The sequence below is a fragment of the Streptomyces sp. NPDC051109 genome, from assembly GCF_044455885.1.
In the GTDB taxonomy this organism is placed as follows: domain Bacteria; phylum Actinomycetota; class Actinomycetes; order Streptomycetales; family Streptomycetaceae; genus Streptomyces.
Genome location: NZ_JBITFF010000007.1, coordinates 215,899 through 235,275 on the forward strand (window position 1 = coordinate 215,899; position 19,377 = coordinate 235,275).

The 19,377-nt window shown below is 75.1% G+C and carries 16 protein-coding genes; 7 read left to right on the forward strand and 9 right to left on the reverse strand.

Annotated features, from left to right (window positions below):
- Nucleotides 1–24: 24 nt before the first annotated feature.
- Nucleotides 25–1,005 (reverse strand): DJ-1/PfpI family protein, encoded by a 981-nt coding sequence (locus tag ACIBAD_RS16040; protein WP_134069336.1) that lies wholly within the window; start codon nucleotides 1,003–1,005, stop codon nucleotides 25–27.
- A gap of 161 nt (nucleotides 1,006–1,166) precedes the next feature.
- On the opposite strand from ACIBAD_RS16040, the gene ACIBAD_RS16045 reads away from it, so the two are divergent.
- The 4 genes from ACIBAD_RS16045 to ACIBAD_RS16060 all read left to right on the forward strand — a co-directional run bounded on the left by ACIBAD_RS16045 (nucleotide 1,167) and on the right by ACIBAD_RS16060 (nucleotide 4,288).
- Nucleotides 1,167–1,856: a DUF4389 domain-containing protein gene (locus tag ACIBAD_RS16045; RefSeq protein ID WP_398907182.1), complete on the forward strand. Its 690-nt coding sequence runs from the start codon at nucleotides 1,167–1,169 to the stop codon at nucleotides 1,854–1,856.
- A gap of 163 nt (nucleotides 1,857–2,019) precedes the next feature.
- A complete protein-coding gene (locus tag ACIBAD_RS16050; protein ID WP_398907184.1) occupies nucleotides 2,020–2,655 on the forward strand; it encodes a metal ABC transporter ATP-binding protein in 636 nt (211 codons plus the stop codon).
- A complete protein-coding gene (locus ACIBAD_RS16055) occupies nucleotides 2,652–3,518 on the forward strand; it encodes a metal ABC transporter permease (protein ID WP_134069342.1) in 867 nt (288 codons plus the stop codon). Before ACIBAD_RS16050 ends, ACIBAD_RS16055 begins: the two co-directional genes overlap by 4 nt.
- Entirely contained in the window at nucleotides 3,476–4,288 is an 813-nt protein-coding gene (locus ACIBAD_RS16060) for an ABC transporter substrate-binding protein (RefSeq protein ID WP_398907187.1), read from the forward strand. Before ACIBAD_RS16055 ends, ACIBAD_RS16060 begins: the two co-directional genes overlap by 43 nt.
- An 89-nt stretch (nucleotides 4,289–4,377) precedes the next feature.
- Here ACIBAD_RS16060 and ACIBAD_RS16065 read toward each other — a convergent pair whose 3' ends face one another.
- Nucleotides 4,378–6,090: a class I adenylate-forming enzyme family protein gene (locus ACIBAD_RS16065; protein ID WP_398907189.1), complete on the reverse strand. Its 1,713-nt coding sequence runs from the start codon at nucleotides 6,088–6,090 to the stop codon at nucleotides 4,378–4,380.
- Complete coding sequence (locus ACIBAD_RS16070) at nucleotides 6,087–7,907, reverse strand: CoA transferase (protein ID WP_398907191.1); 1,821 nt, start codon at nucleotides 7,905–7,907, stop codon at nucleotides 6,087–6,089. The genes ACIBAD_RS16065 and ACIBAD_RS16070 overlap by 4 nt, the downstream gene beginning before the upstream one ends.
- A 181-nt stretch (nucleotides 7,908–8,088) precedes the next feature.
- Between ACIBAD_RS16070 and ACIBAD_RS16075 the strand changes: the two genes are divergently transcribed.
- A complete protein-coding gene (locus tag ACIBAD_RS16075; RefSeq protein ID WP_398907193.1) occupies nucleotides 8,089–9,246 on the forward strand; it encodes an acyl-CoA dehydrogenase family protein in 1,158 nt (385 codons plus the stop codon).
- A gap of 6 nt (nucleotides 9,247–9,252) precedes the next feature.
- Here ACIBAD_RS16075 and ACIBAD_RS16080 read toward each other — a convergent pair whose 3' ends face one another.
- Nucleotides 9,253–10,314: a sugar ABC transporter permease gene (locus tag ACIBAD_RS16080; protein ID WP_398907195.1), complete on the reverse strand. Its 1,062-nt coding sequence runs from the start codon at nucleotides 10,312–10,314 to the stop codon at nucleotides 9,253–9,255.
- On the reverse strand, nucleotides 10,311–11,522 hold the full coding sequence (locus tag ACIBAD_RS16085; RefSeq protein WP_398907197.1) for an MFS transporter: 1,212 nt from the start codon (nucleotides 11,520–11,522) through the stop codon (nucleotides 10,311–10,313). Before ACIBAD_RS16085 ends, ACIBAD_RS16080 begins: the two co-directional genes overlap by 4 nt.
- A 173-nt stretch (nucleotides 11,523–11,695) precedes the next feature.
- On the opposite strand from ACIBAD_RS16085, the gene ACIBAD_RS16090 reads away from it, so the two are divergent.
- Both ACIBAD_RS16090 and ACIBAD_RS16095 read left to right on the forward strand, forming a co-directional pair.
- Complete coding sequence (locus ACIBAD_RS16090; RefSeq protein WP_398907199.1) at nucleotides 11,696–12,370, forward strand: hypothetical protein; 675 nt, start codon at nucleotides 11,696–11,698, stop codon at nucleotides 12,368–12,370.
- A gap of 158 nt (nucleotides 12,371–12,528) precedes the next feature.
- Nucleotides 12,529–13,188: a sigma-70 family RNA polymerase sigma factor gene (locus ACIBAD_RS16095; protein ID WP_134069352.1), complete on the forward strand. Its 660-nt coding sequence runs from the start codon at nucleotides 12,529–12,531 to the stop codon at nucleotides 13,186–13,188.
- A 71-nt stretch (nucleotides 13,189–13,259) separates the two neighbouring features.
- Here the strand turns inward: ACIBAD_RS16095 and ACIBAD_RS16100 are convergent, their stop codons facing one another.
- The 4 genes from ACIBAD_RS16100 to ACIBAD_RS16115 form a co-directional block, all read right to left on the reverse strand.
- Nucleotides 13,260–14,774, reverse strand: coding sequence for a hypothetical protein (locus tag ACIBAD_RS16100; RefSeq protein ID WP_398907202.1), 1,515 nt, complete (start codon nucleotides 14,772–14,774; stop codon nucleotides 13,260–13,262).
- Nucleotides 14,775–14,914: 140 nt separating this feature from the next.
- Nucleotides 14,915–16,399, reverse strand: coding sequence for a serine/threonine-protein kinase (locus tag ACIBAD_RS16105; protein ID WP_398907204.1), 1,485 nt, complete (start codon nucleotides 16,397–16,399; stop codon nucleotides 14,915–14,917).
- A gap of 8 nt (nucleotides 16,400–16,407) precedes the next feature.
- Complete coding sequence (locus ACIBAD_RS16110; protein WP_398907206.1) at nucleotides 16,408–17,223, reverse strand: serine/threonine protein kinase; 816 nt, start codon at nucleotides 17,221–17,223, stop codon at nucleotides 16,408–16,410.
- Between the two features lie 111 nt (nucleotides 17,224–17,334).
- Nucleotides 17,335–19,365, reverse strand: a complete 2,031-nt coding sequence (locus ACIBAD_RS16115) for a family 43 glycosylhydrolase (RefSeq protein WP_398907208.1) — start codon at nucleotides 19,363–19,365, stop codon at nucleotides 17,335–17,337.
- Nucleotides 19,366–19,377: the final 12 nt, after the last annotated feature.

Here is a 19,377-nt window from a genome sequence, read left to right on the forward strand (position 1 = left end):
CCGGCGCGCGGTCGCGCCGGGCGGTCAGTGGGCGGTACGGAAGCGGCGGCGGTACGCGGCCGGGGTCGTCGAGATCTGCTTGCGGAAGGCCCGGTGCAGCGTTTCCACCGAGCCGAGGCCGGCCGCCGCGGCGACCTGCTCCAGCGGCTGGTCGGTGGTCTCCAGCAGCCGGCGGGCGGCTTCCACCCGTACGGCCTCCACGTAGGCGGCGGGGCTGGTGCCCAGCTCCCTGCGGAACGTACGGGCGAAATGGCGCTCGCTCAGGCTCATGCGCTGCGCGAGCGCGGCCGCCGACAGGTCCGCGCCGAGGTGTTCGGCGATGTAGACCCGCAGGGCGTCGATGTCCCTGCGGGAGGCCGCCGGGCGGCTGAGCGGCACGCTGAACTGGCTCTGGCCGCCCTGCCTCTTGAGGTACATGACCAGCTGCCGGGCGACCGCCAGGGCCAGTTCCTCGCCGTGGTCCTCGGCCACCAGGGCCAGCGTCAGGTCCATGCAGGCGCTGATCCCGGCCCCGGTCCACACCCGGCCTGAGCGGACGAAGATCGGGTCCGGGTCGACCTCCACCCGCGGGTACTCGGCCGCCAGCCGGCCCGCCGTGGACCAGTGGGTGGTGGCCCGGCGCCCGTCCAGCAGGCCGGCCGCCGCCAGCAGGTGGGCGCCGACGCACACCGAGGCCACGCGCGCGGCGTGCGGGGCGGTGGCGGCGACCCACCGCACCACCGCCTCGTCGACGCGCGCGACCGGTCCCTCCTCCGCGAGCTCGACGGCGCCGGGCACCACGAGCGTGTCCACGGCGGCGCCGACCTCGGCGAAGGAGAGGTCGGTGACCAGCCGGACACCGGCCGAGGTCGTGACCTGGCCGCCGTCCGGGCCCGCCAGGCGTACGTCGTACAGCCGACGCCCGGCCTCCCGGCTCGCGAGGGCGAAGACCTCGGCGGGGCCGGTGACGTCGAGCAGGTCGACATCGGGGAAGACCGCGATCACGACGCGGTGGGGCGTGGGCATGTGTCCATCCTGGCCGGACGGGCAGATGGCCGCAATGACGGTTGTCTGTCACATCCGGACACCGGGCACGCCGACTGGAGCCTGCCGCGTGCGGCACGGATGATGGAGGGGCACGAGGCCCGGGGGTTCGACGACGCCGGACACGGGACGGTGACGCAATCATGTCCGCGAACGCTTCCCACTACCGGTCGGTCAGGGTGAGCGCCGACCTCGACAGCCCGCTGTCGCGCTGGCTCTGGCTGGTGAAGTGGATCCTGGCGATCCCGCACTACATCGTGCTGTTCTTCCTCTGGATCGCCTTCATCGCGGTCAGCGTGATCGCCTTCTTCGCGATCCTGTTCACCGGGCGCTATCCGCGCGGCCTGTTCGACTTCAACGTCGGCGTGCTCCGCTGGTCGTGGCGGGTCTCCTTCTACGCGTACGGCGCCCTCGGCACCGACCGGTACCCGCCCTTCAGCCTGGGCCCGGAGCCCGGCTATCCGGCACGCCTGGAGGTCGCCTACCCGGAGCGCCTGTCCCGGCCGTTGGTCCTGGTGAAGTGGTGGCTGCTGGCGATCCCGCACTACCTGGTCATCGCCTTCTTCACCGGCGGCATGCGGCACGGATGGTGCGCGGGCGGCGGTCTGATCACGCTGCTGGCCCTCATCGCGGTGGTGGCGCTCGCCTTCACCGCGACGTACCCGCGCGACCTGTTCGACCTGATCGTGGGGCTGCACCGGTGGGTGCTGCGCGTGGCCGCGTACGCCGCGCTGATGACGGACGAGTACCCGCCGTTCCGGCTCGACCAGGGCGGCACCGATCCGGCGCCCGCCCCGGCCGCGGACCCGGCGGCGCCACCTGCCCCGGCCTGACGGCCCGCCCCGGCCTTTCCCGCGCAGGTCCGTCCCGCCCGGGCCGGTCCCCACCCGAACCGAAGCGGATCCGCCGCCCGCCGCCGGAACCGGGAGCGGCCTGCGTCCGACCAACTCCGGGTGCGGGGAGCCACCCGGCACGCGGACGACGGGAGGGCGACGGATGGGCGGGCTGGACGTACGCATGCGGGGGGTCGCCTGCCGCCACGGCCGGATCGAGGCGGTCGCCGAGGTGGACCTGGAGATCGCGCCGGGCGAGCGCGTCGCGCTGACCGGGACCAACGGCTCGGGCAAGACCACGCTGCTGCGCGCGGTACTCGGGCTGCACCGCCAGGTGTCAGGCAGCATCCTGGTCGGCGGCCGCGGTACCGCCTCGGCGGCCGAATGGGCCTGGCGGCGGCGCTCCTGCGCCTGGATCCCGCAGAAGCCGGCGGCCGGCCGGTTCCCGCTCCTCGGGGACGAGCTGCTGGCCAGCGGCGGCGCACCGGCCGAGGCGGCCGAAGCGGCACGGAAACTGGGCGTCGGCGCACTGCTCGACAGGCCGCTGCACACGCTGTCCGGCGGGCAGTTGCAGCGGATGTACCTGGCCCGGGCGATCGGCGCGGTGGCGGCGGGGGCGGAGGTGCTCCTGGCCGACGAGCCGACCGCCGCACTGGATTTCGACGGCCAGGAGGAGGCGGCCGACGTACTGGCCGCCCTGCCGGTGACCCTCGTCGTGGTGACGCACGACCGGGCGCTCGCGCAGCGCTGTGACCGCGTGCTGGAGATGGCCGCGGGCCGGCTGCGGGAGGTCGCGTGATCCTCGCCGGCGCCGATCTCGGCGAACTGCTCCAGCTGGTCCCCGTACAGCGGGCGGGCTTCGCCCTGCTGCTGGCGGCGGTCGGCCTGCCGGTGATCGGCGTGGTCATCGTCGGGCTCGACATCATGCCGGTGCGCTTCGCGATGATGCACGTCGCCCTGCTGGGCATCGCGGTCGGGCTGCTGACCGGGCTGGACCCGATGCTGTGCGCCCTCGTCGCCTGCGCCCTGGCCGGCGCCGGGGTGGCGCCGCTCGCCCGTACCCCCGACGGGCTGTCCGGGGCCATGGGCCTGCTGATGAGCCTGGCCATCGCGGCCGCGCTGCTCGTCCTGGCCGTATCGGGGGTCAACGCCTCCGGTGCGTTCGCCCTGCTGTGGGGCTCGATCCTGTCCGTGGGTACCGCCGACCTCGTGGTGCTCGGCGCGCTGGCGGCCCTCGTACCGGGGCTGTTCTGGTGGCGGCGGCGCGATGTGGCCCTGCTGCTGTACGACCGTGAGCTGGCCCAGTGTTCGGGCGTCCCGGTCCGGGCGCTGACCGCCGTACTGCTGGTCCTGGTCGCGGTGGCGGTCGCCGGGGCCATCAAGCTCACCGGCGCACTCCTCGTCGACGCCCTCACCCTGCTGCCGGCACTGGCGGCACGCCGCCTGGGCACTTCGCTGCGGTCCATCACGGCGTGGGCGGTCGGCATCGGGGTGGCCGTGAACCTGACCGGGTTCCTCCTCGCCCTGCGGCTCGACTGGCCGCCGGGACCCGTCCTCGTCCTCACCGCGGGGGCGCTCGTCCTCGCGGTCCATCTCATCCCCGAACGGAGCACCAGCACATGGCGCGCACCCGCGTCCGATTCGCTTCCCTCCTCGCACTGACCGCGGCCCTGACGGCTCTCGCCACCGGCTGCGGCAACGGCAACACCGACACCGCTTCGAAGGACGGCGCACCCGGCCACCACGGCGGAAAACCGGCCGTCGTGGTCACCACCACCTGGGAGGGGGCCTTCGCCAAGGCCGCCGGGGCCGAGGACGTCAGGGTGATCGTGCCGCAGTCGGTACACCACGCCCCGGACTACGACCCCAAGCCCTCCGACCTGGCCGCCGTCGGCAAGGCCGACTTCGTGCTCTACGCGCCCTTCGAGCCGTACGCGGCGAAGATCAAGGAGGCGGCCGGCTCGAAGGCCGAACTGGTCGAGGTGGACCTCGACAACGACGCCGACAAGGTCAAGGCCGAAGTGGCCAGGCTGGGCAAGCTGTTCGGCACCGAGGAGGCCGCCGCGCGGTGGACGGCGTCGTTCGACTCCGAGTACGCGAAGCTGTCGAAGGACGTCCAGGCTTCCTGGCCGGGCGGGAAGAGCCCGGCGGTCGTCAGCCAGGTGTTCACCACCTGGTCCGCGAGGCTGGCCGGGGCCGCGCCGGTCGGCACGTACGGCCCCGAGGCGGTCACCCCGGCGCAACTCGCCGAACTGTCGGGGAGGAAGCCCGCCTTGGTCCTGGACAACGCCCACATGTCGACCGGTACGGTCCTGCCCGATTCGGGCGCCCGGCAGATCGAGATCGTCAACTACCCGGGCACTGACCTCGATCTGCTGCCCGTCTACCGCAACGCGGCGGCCGAGCTGAAGAAGGCCGCGGGCGCTTCCTGACGCGCGCGGCACCCCCACGAGGGGTGGGAGGGCAACTCCGGTCGCCCTCCCACCCTTTGCGCATGTGCCGGTGCCGTTCTGCGGGCGCGTCAGCCCGCGTGGGCGAGCGGGGGCGCCGGGGCCGCGGCGGGGGCGGAGCGTGCGGGCTGCGTCAGCCGCTCGCGGAGTGCCGCGCGGTCGGGCTTGCCGGCCGGGGTGAGCGGGAGTTCCGCGAGCACCAGCAGGCGCTCGGGGTGCTTGCGCTGTTCGAGCCCGCGGCGGGTGAGGTGCTCGCCGAGCGATGCGAGGGCGGGTGCCTCGGGGCCTCGCGGTACGACGCAGGCCGCGAGGCGCTCGCCCATCAGCCGGTCCGGGATGCCGACGCACACCACGTCCCGTACCCGGGGGTGGGAGGCGAGCTCCCGCTCGACCTCGGCGGGGCTGATGTTGGCCCCGCCGCGGATCACGATGTCCTTGAGGCGGCCGACGAGGTGCAGGGCCCCGTCCTCGTCGATCAGGCCGAGGTCTCCCGTACGGACCCAGCCATCGGGGGTGCGGTAGCGGGCGTCCAGCTCCGGGGAGCCCACATAGCACATCGGGGTCATGGGACCGCGCGCGATGATCTCGCCGATCTCGCCGTCCGGGAGCTGCTCGTGCGTGTCGGGGTCGGCGATGTGGATGTCCGCGACGCGGGCGTCGGGTCGGCCTGCCACCACTCCCGTGTGCGCCTCGGCCCCGGGGTACCCGGCACCGAGCCCGGTGTGGCAGTTGACCCCGTCGGCCGAGCCGTAGAGGTTGACGACCGGGCAGCCGAAGGCGCGGGCCGCGTCCTCGGCCGTGGTCTCGTCCAGGGCCGAGCCGCCGAGGACCAGGGCGGTGGGCGAGGGCAGTTCGCCCGCGCCGGGGTCGAGGCCGTCCGGCCGCCCATCCCACCGGTCCAGCATCATGCGGACCATGGTCGGGACGCCCAGGATGTGCGTCGGCCGGTGCTCGCGTACGGCGGCGAGGGCGGCCTCCGGAGTGAAGTGGTCGAGCAGGATCAGCGTTCCGCCGTGCCGGGCGAGGGTGACGGCGGTGCCGTTGGACCCGAACGCGGACCCGAGCGGTACGAGGAACAGACAGCGCGGCGGGGTCCCGTCGGGCATCAGCGAGGCGAGGAAGTTGCCCCGGCCCCCGGCGAGCGCGTTGTGGGAGTAGGCGACCATCTTCGGCTCCGCCTCCGAGCCGGAGGAGACGAGGATGCGGGCGGCGCTGTCGGGGTCGGGCCGGGCGGGCACGAACGCGGCCGGGTCGCAGCGCAGCAGCCCGGAGAGCGGAATCGTTCCTTCAGGCGCGCTGCCGGCCCGCCCGGCGGCGATGACATGGCGCAGCTCCGGCAGGGCCGGAACCAGGGCCCGCAGATCGGCGGCGGGGTGGCTGCCCCGGTGTTCGACGGGGGCGAGGACCGCGACGGCCTCCGCCTTGCGCAGCAGGGCTTCCGCCTCCAGGCTCCCCCGGCCGATCGGGAAGGGCAGCGCCACCGCGCCGAGGGCGGCCAGGGCCAGTTCGGCGATGACCGCGCCCCTGCCGTTGGGGAGTTGGACGCCGACCACCTCGCCGGGGCGTACGCCGAGGCCGGCGAGGCCGGCGGCCAGACATCGCACCTTGCGGTCCAGCGCGGTGTAGCAGAGCTCGCCCTTGGCGTCGACGACGGCGGTGGCGTGCAGATCGGCGATCTGGCGTGCCCGGAACAGGCTGTAGAGGTCGAGGTCGGGGCAGATCCCGTCGGCCGCCCAGCCACGGCGGAGGCCGGCGGGCAGCAGGTCGTGCAGGACGACGGTCATACGAAGCTCCAGGGGTCGGGAACGGCGGGGGCACCGTGCGCGTCGCGGCTGATCGAGCCGGGGAAGCGCGGGTCGTGGTGCAGGTCGGCAGGCTCGGCGGTGACGGGGGTCGCGGACAGGCCGTGGGCGCGCAGCTGCGCCAGGGCCTCGGCGGTGGGCAGTTCGCGCAGGTCGTACGCGGCGGCCGCGCGGGCGCAGGTGTCGGTGGGGGCGATCCAGCCGTCCGCGGTGCGCAGCGGCCGCCGGAAGCCGGCCGGCCGGCGCGGGTCCTCCCCGCGCAGCGCCCGGCGCAGGGCCGGGGCGGTGAGCACGTCGGCGGCTCCGAGCAGCGAGGAGTCGACGCGGACGCCCGCTCCGCCGCTCCGCTCGCGCAGGAGCAGTCCGGCCAGTGCGGCCTCGGCGCCCAGGAGTCCGCCGAGTACGTCGAGCAGGGTCATCAGGGAGGGCGCGGGTGCCTCGTCCTGAGGGCGGGCGGCTTCGCCGACGCCGGTGCGGGCCTGCACCATGAAGTCCGTACCCATGGGGGCGCCGGGGATGCGGCCCGCCCAGCCGCCCGTGTAGGTGTAGACGAGCGCGGGGTTCACGGCGGCCAGATGGACGGAGTCGAGCCCCAGCGCGGCCGCCTTGCCGGGGGCCCAGTTGTGCAGGAAGACGTCGGCGCCGGCGGCCATCTGGCGCAGTCGGCGCCGGTCCGCGGCGGACTTGATGTCCACCTCGACGGCCCGCTTGCCGCGGTTCAGCGCGAGCCAGCGGGCGGAGATCCCGGAGCAGGCGGGCGGCATCCCGCGCAGGGGGTCTCCGCCCGGGGGCTCGATCCGGACGACATCGGCGCCGAGGAGGCCCAGCAGGCGGGCGGCGAGGGGGGCCTGGATCCGGCGGCCCGCTTCGAGCACGGTCAGCCCGGCCAGCGGCCGGGCGGGGGCGGGGGCCACGCGGTCGCGGTGCGTGGCGCGGGTCCGGTGTCCGAAGCCGTACGGGGCGAGGGTCCAGGGCGCGGCGCCGTCGCGTTCGGCCGCGCGCTCGGCGAGGGTCCGCAGTCGGCAGACCTCGGCGCCGGAGGCGGCGGCCGCCGCCTCGATCCGCCGCCAGGAGTGCGTTCGGGCGGTGTCGTGCAGGGCCGTCGGGAAGGGGGCGCAGGCGGTGGCGTACCGGAACTGGAACGGCCGCCACCCCGCTCGCACGGCGCCGAAAGGGGCCTCCAGGGCCCGCCAGAACGCGGCCCAGGCACCCGGGTCGAGGGTCTCCAGCTCGAAGAGGACGCCGTCGGCGGAGGTGAAGGGTGGTCCGCCCGGGGCCAGTTCGGCGGCCTCTCCCTCGTCGGCCCCGGCTGCGGCGAGGTACTGGGAGACCGCCAGCAGCCCGGCCCGATCGGCGCTCGTGGAAACCCCGGCCGCCCCGCCGCCCCGGGCTTGGGCCAGCAGCCCGGCGAGCAGCCCCTGTACGGCGAGTACGCCCGTGGCGGTGGCGGCGTAGTCCACGGCCAGGCCGCGGGGCGCGCCGTCGCGCCGACCGTGCACGGCCATGATGCCGGTGGCCGCCTGGACCGTGGCCTCGTCGGTCATCCCGTTCGACCGGTGCGCCGACCAGCGGACGGTCGCGTCCTGCCGGTCGAAGTCGCCGCCGGACAGCGCGATGTGCGCCGTACGGCCGTCCCGGGGTTCGGCCGGCTCCGCTCTCGCTCCTGCTCCTGCTCCCGCTCTCGCGCCGAGGAGCCCCAGGTGCTCCGCGGCCAGGCCGGTCAGCCCGGGCGGCCCCGAGGCGGCGAGGTGCAGTCCTTCGAGTGGCCGGACCGTGCGGGTGACGGCTGGTGAAGCCATGCCTCTCCTCTTCTCGGATGTGCGCAACGCGGGAACCGGTGCGGGTGCGCGCCCGACCAGTTCCTCGGGGAGGCAGTCGGACTGCCGTTCCCACGGGTTCCCGGCACGTTGGAGGAAAGTGGTGCAGAGCCACGGAGATGCGGATCACGCCTACGCAGAACTCCCTTGGGGAGATGGGGAGTTGCAAGAGCGGGTCACGCGGTTCGTCCGGAGCCGGGTCATGCCCTGCGAGCCCGTACTCGACGCGGGCGGCCCGCCCGCCGCCGCGGCCCTGCGGGAGTTGCAGGCCCAGGCCAGGCAGGAGGGCCTGTGGGCGCTGCCGCTGCCCGTGGAACTCGGCGGCCAGGGGCTCCCCTTGGCGCGATACGCGCTGCTCGCCGAAGCCGAAGGAGCGAGCGACCACGGACCGGCGGCGCTCGGCTCCGCGCCCCTGCTCGACACGGCCATGCTGTGGAAGCACGGCAGCGACCGGGTCCGCGACCGGTACCCCGGAAGGCTGGCCGCCGGGGAGCTGCGTGCCTGCTACGCCATGACGGAACCCGACACCCCCGGAACCGATCCGTTCCGTACCGCGACCCGCGCCGAGGAACGGCCCGACGGCGGTTGGCGCGTCAGCGGCCGCAAGTGGTTCGTCTCGGGAGCGGCCGCTGCCGATCTGGTGACCGTGCTCGCCCGGACCGACGGGGAGCCCGGGGACCGCGAGGGCCTCTCCCTCCTGCTGGTCGCCACCGACTCCCCCGGTTTCGGCGTCGTACGCGAACTGCCCGTGTTCGGGGCCTCCGGCCAGTGGGAAGTCGACTTCGACCGGGTCTCGGTGGACGCCGACCACCTCCTCGGCCGGCGCGGAAATGCCCTGGCCATCGCCGCGGAACGGCTCCAGCTGGGGCGCACCCTGCGCTGCCTGCGCTGGCTCGGCCAGGCCCAGCGCGCCTTCGACCTGATGTGCGCACGCGCCAACTCCCGCACCGGGTCGCGCGGTCCGCTGGGCGGCCACCAGCTCGTCCAGCGGCACGTGTTCGAGGCGCTCCTCGCGCTGCGCACCACCCGCCCGCTGGTCCACGAGGCAGTGGCGAAGATCGCCGCCGGCCTGGACGCGCACGTGGAGGTGGGGCTGGCCAAGGTCGCCGCGGCCCGGATGCTCCAGCAGGTCGCGGACGCGGCCATCCAGGTCCACGGCGCGGCCGGGCTCGGTCCCGACACCCCGCTGCCGGCGCTCTTCCGCACCGGCCGCGCGGCCCGGATCCTCGACGGCCCGGACGAGCTCCACATCACCTCGGTGGCCCGCCGGGTACTCCGTACGTACGAGAAGCACGAGACGTACGAGAGGGACGGGGCATAAGGCCTGCTACACGTCCCCGATCTCGACCAGCCCGGTCAGCGCCGCCAGGCCGAGCGCCAGGAAGAAGTCGCCCCACACCAGCTCGTGGCGTACCGCAATGCCCTTCCCTGCGTCGTAGCAGCCGTCCAGCAGCATGCCCCGGGTCAGGTGCTCGCCCACCAGGCGCTCCAGGACCGCGGCGGCCCGGTACGCGTACTGCGCCGCGGCCGGGCAACCGGGCACCCGGGCGAGTTTCAGCAGCGCGACGGCCGCGATGGCGGCGGCGGAGGTGTCGAGGGGACCGGTCGGCCGCGCCTCGTCCGCCAGCGGGACGAACGGGGTGCAGGGCCGCGTCCACGCGTCGGCCAGCCGCTGGGCCGCCGCCTCCAGCCGGTCCGGGGCGCTCCGGGCGACCTCGGGGCGGTGCAGGGCGTCGGCCACCGCCAGGAGCAGCCAGGCGCTGCCCCGGCTCCAGCCGGCCGGCGGCTCGTCACACGCCCGCCAGCCCGTCTCGGCGTCGAACTCCCAGGCCGGTACGGTGCGTCCGCCCGCACCGAGGCAGAGGTCGAGATGCCGGTGGAGGTGGGAGGCGGCGGCCCGTGCGCCCTCCGGGCCCGCTGCGGCGAGCAGCGCCACCATGCCGGGTACGCCGTCGACCCGGGCCAGCAGCCGGGGGCCGCCGAAGGCCGACCCCCAGGGCACCAGCCCCAGTTCGGGGTCCAGCGCGGCCAGCGCGGCCTTGGCGGCCCGGGTCCGCAGCTCCCGCGCCCCGGGATCTCCGCCGGCGAGCGCCGTCCCGTACCAGAGGATCAGCCCGCGCGTCGCGGTGTCGGCCTCGACCCAGTCGGCCAGCCGTGCCGTGCACGCGGCGGCGGCCGCCCGGTCGCCCGCGTCCCCGGTGTGCCGGGCCCGCAGCCACAGCAGCCCGGCCCAGAAGCCGCCGGTCCAGGCCCCGCGGCCGGTGGTCGTCCAGCGGCCGGTGTCCGGGTCGGCGTACAGCGGGAACCGGTCGCCGGTCCCGGTACGGGTGGCGGCGGCCCGGTCGAGTACGTCGGCCAGTGCCCGGCCCGCCCAGTTCACCGGGGTCACGCCGGGGTCTCCGTTCGCGGGCCGAGCCGCCGTTCCCGTACGGCCCAGGCCGTCGCGACGGCGGCGGCAGCGGTGAACTCGGCGGCGACCAGCAGCCAGCCCGGCCCGTACCGGCCCGCTTGCGCCAGCAGTCCGAACAGCGGCGGCCCGACCGCGAACCCGGCGAAGAACCCGGCGGCGACGAGCGCGGAGTCCTGGCCGGCCCGGCCGGGGGCGGCCCGCTGCATCACCAGCACCATCGAGACGGCGTTGCCGGAGACGGCGAAGGCCCCGACGGCGACGACCGCGACCCAGACCAGCGGCCGGGCGTACAGCGCGGCGGCCAACAGGCAGGCGGCCGGTACGGCGCCTGCCGCCAGCGCGCCGGGCAGCCACTCGGCGCGCCCCGGTCCGGCCGCCTTCGACCAGCCCACCCGGCCGGCGATACCCGAGACACCGAGGACCGCCACCAGGGCCGCGGCCGCCGTCGGCCCCATGCCGAGCTTCTGGGCGCCGAAAAGGGCCACGTACGTGTTGACCGAGGCGATTCCGCAGCCCAGGAAGAGGGAGAAGACCGCGAGCCAGGCGATGGCTCCCCGCGGGACGAGCGAAGCGCCCGGCGCCGCGGCCTTCGCCGGCGGATCGGCGGGCAGGGCGCGCCGCGCCCAGAGGGCGGCCAGCGCGGCCGCGGCGGCGGCCGTCCACACGGCCCCGCGCCAGCCGACACACCCTGCGAACGCCGCCAGCGGCAACCCGGCTGCGAACGCGCCGAGTTGGACACCGGACTGCTTCATCCCGGTCACCGATCCGCGCCGGGCGGGCGGGACGGCGGCCAGGATCGCCTTGTTGGTCGCCGGATTGGCCAGAGCCTGCGGCAGACCGCCGAGCGCCACGGCGGCGAGGAGGAAACCCGGCCCGGGCGCTGCGCCGATCAGCGCGAGCGCGGCCGCGGACACCAGCAGTAGGACGACGAGGGAGCGGCGCGGACCCGCCCGGTCCACCATGCGGCCGCCGACCGGCGAGAGCACGGCCGCCGTTCCGAAGCCGATCGTGGTCGTCAGGCCGAGGACGGTCGGCGAGACCCCCAGTTCGTCCACGAGGCGCAGGCCGAACGCGCCGAGCAGGAACAGCTGGAGCATCGAGAAGGCCATGGCACTCGTGAGCAGCGCCGTCAGCCGGCCGCCCTCCGCCGCCTGCGCGGCCTTCACCGTCGCCGTCCGCTCCCCCACCACCGACTCCCCTTCCATGGGCCCCGTTCGGGTCCAGGGCAGGAGTCGGAGCGGTGAACCTGCGGGTTCCCCAGGGCTGTTGTGGCGTGCGACACATATGGTTTTGTCCGGTCGTGCCAATTACCGGCGCCCCTCTGTGGCCGTCTTGAGAGGGGTGCGACGATGAGCCCGCCATGACTCCCGGTCGATGTTGCCGCGCGTTCAGGGCCGCGTTGTTCGCGGCCGTCTGCGTGCTGCTCGCGTCCCTCGGCCACCTCCTCATGTCGGGAAGGAGCGTCCCCTGGTGGGCGATGGCAGCGGGCGTGGCGGCCACCGGATCGGTCGCGTGGATCCTCTCCGTTCGCGAACGCGGCCTCCTGGCCGTCACCTCCGCGACCGTGGCCGTCCAAGCCGCCCTGCACACCGGGTTCACACTGGCCCAGGCCGCGGTCGGCCCCTCGCCTGACCGGCCGCCGCCCGGCACGGGCGGGCATGCCCACCACGCCGCGCACGCGATGGCCGGCGGCATGACCGTGCAGATGCAAGCGCAGATGCACATGCCGATGCCGATGCCCGCCGGCCACGACCTCGGCTCCACCGCACCGGCCGGCATGGCGGCCGCGCACCTCCTCGCCGCCCTGCTCTGCGGTCTCTGGCTCGCGTACGGGGAGCAGGGCGCGTTCCGCGTCCTGCGCGCCCTGGCCGGTCTGCTGCTCGTACCGCTGCGGTGTGTCTTCCGGCTCCCCGTGCCCGCCGACCGTCCGCGCCCGCGCGTCGGCCCCGACCTCCGCGCCCGGCCGCTGCGCGGACTGCTGCTCGTCCACGCCATCACCTCACGGGGACCGCCTCCCGGGACCGCTGTCATCTGACAGCCGGCTCACCGACGCGCGCGACGCCGCTCCGCTGCGCGCCTCGGTCATCGGCCTCGCCGTCCGGCGGGCCGTACCCCTCACCGGCCCGCCGCGCGCCGCAGTGCGCGCACGCGGAGCCGGTCCCGGATTCCGGATTCCCAGAAGGACATCAGGCGATGACCCCTGCCCTGCTTCCCCGCCCGACCACCGCAGAGACGGCGCCCGCACGCCGCACCGGCGGGCCGGACGAGTCGACGACCCTGCTGGCGCTCGCCGCGCGGGACGGCGACCCCGTCGCGGTGGACCGCTTCGTACGCGCCCTGCACCGTGACGTCCGGCGCTACGTGGCCTACCTCAGCGCCGATCCGCAGTCGGCGGACGACCTGACCCAGGAGACCTTCCTGCGCGCCCTGGGCAGCCTGCCCCGCTTCGAGGGCCGCTCCTCCGCCCGTACGTGGCTGCTCTCGATCGCCCGGCGCACGGTCGTCGACAGCCTCCGCCACAAGGCGGCCCGCCCCAGGATCTCGGACCGGGACGACTGGCAGACCGCCGCCGAACGGGCCCAGCCGCGCGATCTGCCCGGCTTCGAGGACGGAATCGCCCTCGCGGAGCTGCTGGGTACGATCCCCGCCGAGCGCCGCGAGGTCTTCGTCCTCACCCAGGTCCTGGGGCTCCCGTACGCCGAGGCGGCGAGCGCGCTCGGCTGCCCGATCGGCACGGTCCGCTCCCGCGTCGCGCGTGCCCGTACCTCGCTCCTGGCGCTCCTCGCGGACGCCGATACGGACGCCGACACCGCGGGAGGAGCTCCGGCCCTGGCGGCTTCGGCCGCCGCCTGACCTCCCGGCCGGCCGGGGCGGGGTTCCGAAGCCCCCGCCCCGGCCCGGGCCCTCTCCTGCGAGGGGCGCCGCTAGCCGCCGCCCTTCAGCCGGCGGACGACCTCGTCGGACACGCGCCGTTGGAGGTCGGCGAGTTGCTCCGGGGTGTAGGCGGTGAGGTCGCCCGGGTCCTTGGCGGCGCCGCCGCCCGGGCTCTGGACCGCCTGTTGCTGTTTCTGCTTCTCCTGCTCCCTGCGCTGGAGTTCCTGCTCCTCCGGCGAGCCGGGCGCCGCGTACGCGCACTTGATGAGGCCTCCGTCGGCGGCCTTCAGGCAGGTCGCCTCACGTCCGCCCACCTGGCCCCGGCCCTCGACCCGGTAGCGGATGTTCTGCGAGCTGCCGATCGTGGCGGTCCACGTGCTGCCGCCGGTCGGCACGACCTCGAACACCTGGTCGTCGTTGTAGCAGCAGACGTCCCGGTACTCGGCCTTGATCAGCGCGACCAGCGCCTGGGGTGACGACCACGTCGGATCGAGCCGGTGGACGGTCATCGGGGCGAGTCCGCCGCCCTGGTGGCGGGTCGGTACGGTCGACACGGCCACCACCGAGCTGGCCTCCCCCTGGGGAGTGAGGGGGGTGACGTACGCGCTGCGCCCGCTCGCGTCGCGGTGGCGGAGGGTGAACTCCGACTCGTTGCCCGCGTTGGCCCCGTCCTCGGAGGCGTCCCAGCCGCTGCGCTCGAACCACCAGTCGCTGAAGCTGCCGACGGCCGCGGTCCCCTCCCGCTGGCGGGCCGCGAGACTCAGCGGATAGGACGGGCCGGGCACCTCGGCCGTGTCGGTGGTGATCGTGAGCCTTCCGGTCCGCCCGTTGTAGAGCGCGACTCCGGCGGGCCGTTCGGTCACCACCAGGAGCCCGGTCTGGCGCTTGAGGGGGACGACCACGGTCGGGGTGTCTCCCGAGCAGCTCACGTACGCGTCGTCGGCGTCGAAACGCACCCAGCGCTGCAGGGCCGAGATCTTCCGGCCGAGGTTGTGGCCGAACCAGCCGCCGATCCTCGCGTCGGCCTTGTCCACGTCGAACGAACAGCGCTGCTGGCTGCGGCTGTTGCCGCCGAGCGGGACGTCCTGCTCCAGGCCGACCTCGTACCCGGAGAGCCAGCCGCGCCGCTCGACGAGGGTCGCGAACCGGTCCGAGTCGGGCAGGTACGTGATGTCGGAGATCTCGCCGGTCACGTCTCCGAGGTGCGGGGCGGCCTGCGCCTTGCCCACCACATAGGGCGCGCGGGCCGCCAGTTCGGGCACCGGCTCGCTCACGATCTGCACGTTCTGCATGTACGCCCGGTCCTGCAGGTACGACCCGTACACCAGCCACCAGATGCCGATGCCCAGCCCGAGGACGGCGCCCAGCCATCCGAGGACCACCCCGGCGCTCCCGCCGCCGGCGCCCCTCTTGCGCCGGACGAGCTTCACCGCCAGCCCCGCCGACAGCAGGAGGGCGACGAGCAGCAGCGGCGCCGCCAGCCAGGACAGCAGCTTGCGGCCCTCCCAGACGATGATCGTGGTGGCGTACGAGGCCCACCAGAAGAAGAGCCCCGCCAGAAGCACGGGTATCCCCACCCACAATGCCCGCGATACCTGTGATGCCCGTGACGCCTGCCCCATGACCGTCCCCCGCCGTCAGCCTGCCCAATTCTGTACCGGGTGAGGGTGGTTGTCAGCCACTCCACCGCTTCGGGGTGTCCGGGTCAGCGGGCGGCCGTGGGGGACGGACACCTCGGGAGCGGGGGGCGGTCCTTCGTGCGGACGGCCGGCAGCCAGGCGATGCCGCCCGGGGCGGCGCCCGGGGCGGCGCTCGGCAGATGGACCCGGAACCAGTGCGTGGAGCGGGTGTCCGACTCGTCGATGACCACCTCGCCCCGCAGCAGTTGGCAGTCGGCGTCGAGTACGTCGGCGTGCCAGACACGGGTCGGCACGACGTTCCCGGCGATGTACGGCCGCATGGGGTCGATCGCCAGGCCCAGACTGCACTGCGGTTCCCGGTCCGTACGCTCCTGGCAGGCCTTCTCGGCATTGAACACCCTCACCTGGAGCGGTGGTTCGGCGGTTCCGACCTGCGCCGCAACGTCCCCCTCCCGGCCGGCGTGCCCCGCGTACCATCCGATCGCGGAACCGACCGCGCCGCACGCCGCGACGGCGAGGAGGGCGGTACGGGACGCCCGCCGAAGGCGGCCCGTCCGGGTCCGGGGGGCGGTGCGGCCCGCCTCCCGGGCCGCGATGCGTTCCAGCAGGCTCTCGGCGGTGTGCGCGGCGCGCGCGGCATGCGTCGGGGCAAGGCAGTCGGCGGCCAGCACGCGCCAGAACTCGGGGACCCCGTTGGCCATGCGCAGGGGCGCACGTCCCGCCGCGTACTCCTGCACGGCGGCGCCCCTCGCCACCGGTGTGGCGCCGGAGAACAGCGGGGCGCCCGAAGCGAACACCTCGTGGATCACGATGCCCAGGGCCCAGATGTCGGCGCTCGGGCGGATCTCCACGCCCAGCTCGCCCAGCGGGGCCCTCCAGCGTTCGGGCGGGAGGTAGTCCAAGGTGCCCATCGGGGGGCCGTGCCCGTGCGTAGCGGTGGTCAGCTCGGCGGCGAGCCCGAAGTCCGAGAGCTTGACCGAACCGTCCTCGCCGATGAGGACGTTCTCCGGTTTGAGGTCGGCGTGCACCCAGCCGGCGCGGTGCAGATGGGCCAGCCCCTCGCAGATCCCGGTGATCAGCCGGCCGCCTTCGGCCTCGGTCGTCCCGGCGTCGAGCAGATCGCGCAGGCTGCCCTTCGCCCGCTCCATGACGAGGACGATCGCGCCGTCCAGCTCCGGGTGGTCCGGTGCGCTGAGGACGGTGCTGTCCAGCAGCCGGATGAGCCGCGGATGCCCTGCCCGTACCCCGATCTCGACCTCGCGCCGGGCGGCCTCGGCCACGTTGCGGGCCTGGCGCGGCGCGAGCCCGGAGGTGGGCATGATCTTGAGGGCGACCTCGGCGGGCTCCGCGACCGCCGCACCACTCTTCCCCCGTACGGTCGTGCGCACCGTGCACCCGCCGGCCGGCCTGCCCGCGTACACCGTGGCCCAACCACCGGACCCGATCGGCTCGGTGACCACCCAGTCGCCCACCCGGTGCCCCGCGGGCAGCAGTTCGGTGTGGCCGCTGTCCCACGAGGCGCCCGGACCGCCCGGACCCTGCACCCGCATCACGTCGCCTACCGCCCCCGCGCGCCCGCTTCGGCCCGGGGCGGCAGCAGCGCGAGGTGCTCCTCCCGTACGATGCCGAACCGCAGGGCGAGCCCGACGACCGCGTCCCGCTTGCCGTTGCGGCGGTCCGCGCCGCTCGTACCGCCTCCCGCACCGGGATCGGGCGCGGCTGCCGCGAGGCCGATCCGCAGCTTCTCGTCGGCCAGGTAGTCGATGTGCGAGCTGACCGCGCGCGCCGTCAGCCTGCCGCCGGTGGCATGGCCCCGCAGCCGCTCGACGACCTGCGGGGTGGTGGGCACCGCGGCCGGCGACTGGTCGCGCAGCCAGGGTTCGCAGAGGGCGACGAGCACCAGGAAGTACGTGGCCGTCTCGTCCAGCGAGTACGCCGTGACGGTGCGGCTCGCCCAGGAGCCGCCCGCACCGGGCGGGTCCAGGTAGGCGTGGTCGGGCGCGAACACCTGGAAGGAGACGGTGGTGCCGCGGCGCGTGGGCAGCACCACCCGGGCGAACTCGAACGGGATGGGCGCCCCGGCCCGGCGCGGCGACACCCGCAGGTACTCCCCGGCTCCCTCCGGATTCTCCACGACGTAGCTCTGGGTGGTGCTGTGGTTGGTCAGCTGCCAGTGGTCGTCGGTGACCCGGATCTCGCCGGCCAGCCGGGAGATCGCCTCGTCGGCGAGCCTCAGTTCGACCGGGGTCGCCGAGGAACCGCGGCCGAACCGCGCGACCTCGCCCGGCCCGAGCCGCAACGTCACCGCGCCACCGCCCCGCTCCCCGTCGGCGCCGCCGCTCCCCTGCGGCAGATGGACGACTATGCCGCTCACCACTCCCCCTGTACGACGTGCCGACAAGACGTCGTGCAGGGAACGTTACCGGTTGGAAGCCCGACCGCAGGGTGGTACTCCGGCCATTTCCGGGGCCCCGCGAGCGGGGCCTCAGTACCCGGGAGAGCCTGCCGGGAGCGGCGCGACCAGGCGTTCCCCGAAGGCGTTCCACGCCCCCCAGCCGCCGCTGGGCCGTTCCTGGACGCGGGTGCGGATCCGGCCATCGGCGGTGACGGCGAAGACGTGGATCCGGCCCGTGGCGTCGGCCGCGGCGGTGGGGGCGGCGGCGAGCGGCACTCCGGGCTCGCCGAAGTCCTGGGACGCGGCCCAGGTCCCGCCGGGGTCGGCGTACCAGCGGTGACCGAGCGGGGCCCCGCCGGGCGACAGGGCGAAGGCCTCCAGCCGGCCGTCGGTGCTGGGCGCGAGCACCGGGGCGGCGGCCGACCAGCCGAACAGGTACTGCCAGTCGCCCCAGCCGCCGCTGGGTACGGTCTGCCGCCGGTGGAAGGCGGCCAGGCCGGACGGGGCGACGGCGGCGACGGTGAGCCTGCCCGTACCGTCCCGCACCGCCCGCGGGGGCCCGCAGGCCGCCGTACCGAACGCCTGCCATCCCGCGGCCCAGGCTCCGCCCGGGGCCGTCTGCCAGCGGTGGTGGATCGCGGAGCCTCCCGGCGCGAGGGCGAACACCTCCAGCCGGCCGTCGGCGTTGGCGGCGACGGCCGGGGGTGCGCCGACCGCTCCGCCGAACTCCCCGTCCCAGGCGTCCCAGGTCAGCGAGCCGGGCGACGATTGCCGGCGCCGGGCGAGGGAGGCGCCGCCGGGGGCGGGGGCGAAGGCCTCCAGCCGGCCGTCGGCGCCCCGGGCCACGGCGGGGGCGGCTCCCGCCGGGCCGCCGAACTCCTCCCAGTCGTACCAGCCGCCGTCGGGCCGCTGCACCCGGTGGTGCAGGTTGGCGCCGCCCGGGGCGAGGGAGAAGACCTCCAGGCGGCCGTTGACGTTGCGGCCGAGGGTGGGGACCGCCCCGGCCGGCCCGCCGAAGGACTCCCACGGCGACCACGCGTCGGCCTGCGGGTCGACCTGCACGCGCCGCAGCATCGACCGGTCGCCGGCATCGAGCGCGAACACCGTCAGCCGCCCGTCCGCGTCGAGGCCGGCGACCGGGTTGTCCGTGCTCTGCCACGGCGGCGGTGCGTCGTCCCGCCAGAGCAGGGGTGCCACGTACAGGCCCTGGCGGAACCAGCCCGCGGCGCTGGCGTACCAGTCCCGGCCGTCGGAGACCACCTCGACGGCGTGGCCGGGGACATGGCCGGCGTAGCCGTCGAGGCCGAAGCGGAAGGGGTCCCGGGAGGCGAACACGTCCGTACCCTCGTAGCCGCCCCGGGGTCCGATGAACAGGTGGTACCAGCCGTCCCGTTCGACCACGCACGGCGACTCGGTGACCGACGGCGTGGCGTCGGTGCTCGCGTCGGTGAAGGCGGTTTCCGGCGCGCTCCAGTGCACGAGGTCGGCGGAGCGCCGTACGGCCACGATGTGCCGGCCGTGCGGGGCGGACAGCTCGGTGTAGTACATGACCCACTCGTCGGCGATCCGCAGCACCATCGGATCGCGTGCCGCCTGCCCCCGGAAGAGGGGGCCGGACGGGACGCGGGTCCAGGTGAACAGGTCGGTGGACGTCGCGAGGTTGATCGCGGCGCCGCTGATGCCGCCGGCGGCGTAGAACATCCAGAAGGTGCCGGCCGCCTCGACGACGTACGGCGCCCACAGGTGCTCCTCGCCCCAGTAGGACCGGTCGACGGTCAGCGCGTCGGCGTGCGTGGTCCACGGCCCGTACGGATCCGGGGCGGAGGCGTGGGCGAACGCGACCTCGGCCGCACTGTCCGGTGACTCACCGGGCCGTGCGCTGTCGCCGACGATGCCGAACAGGTGCCACCGCCCACCCGCCTTGATGAGCGTGTGGTCGTTGAGATAGCGCTGCCGGCCGGGGACGGACGGATCGTGGACGTGGGTGAACGCCCCGGCCCCGATCCAGCGGTGCGGCGGGGTGTCCTCGGCGGCGGCGGCGCCGGCGAGGGCGGGCAGTGCGAGCACGCCCGTCCCGGCGACGGCGCCCCGCAGCAGGTTTCGCCTGCTGATCGGTTGCACGGACCCCATCCC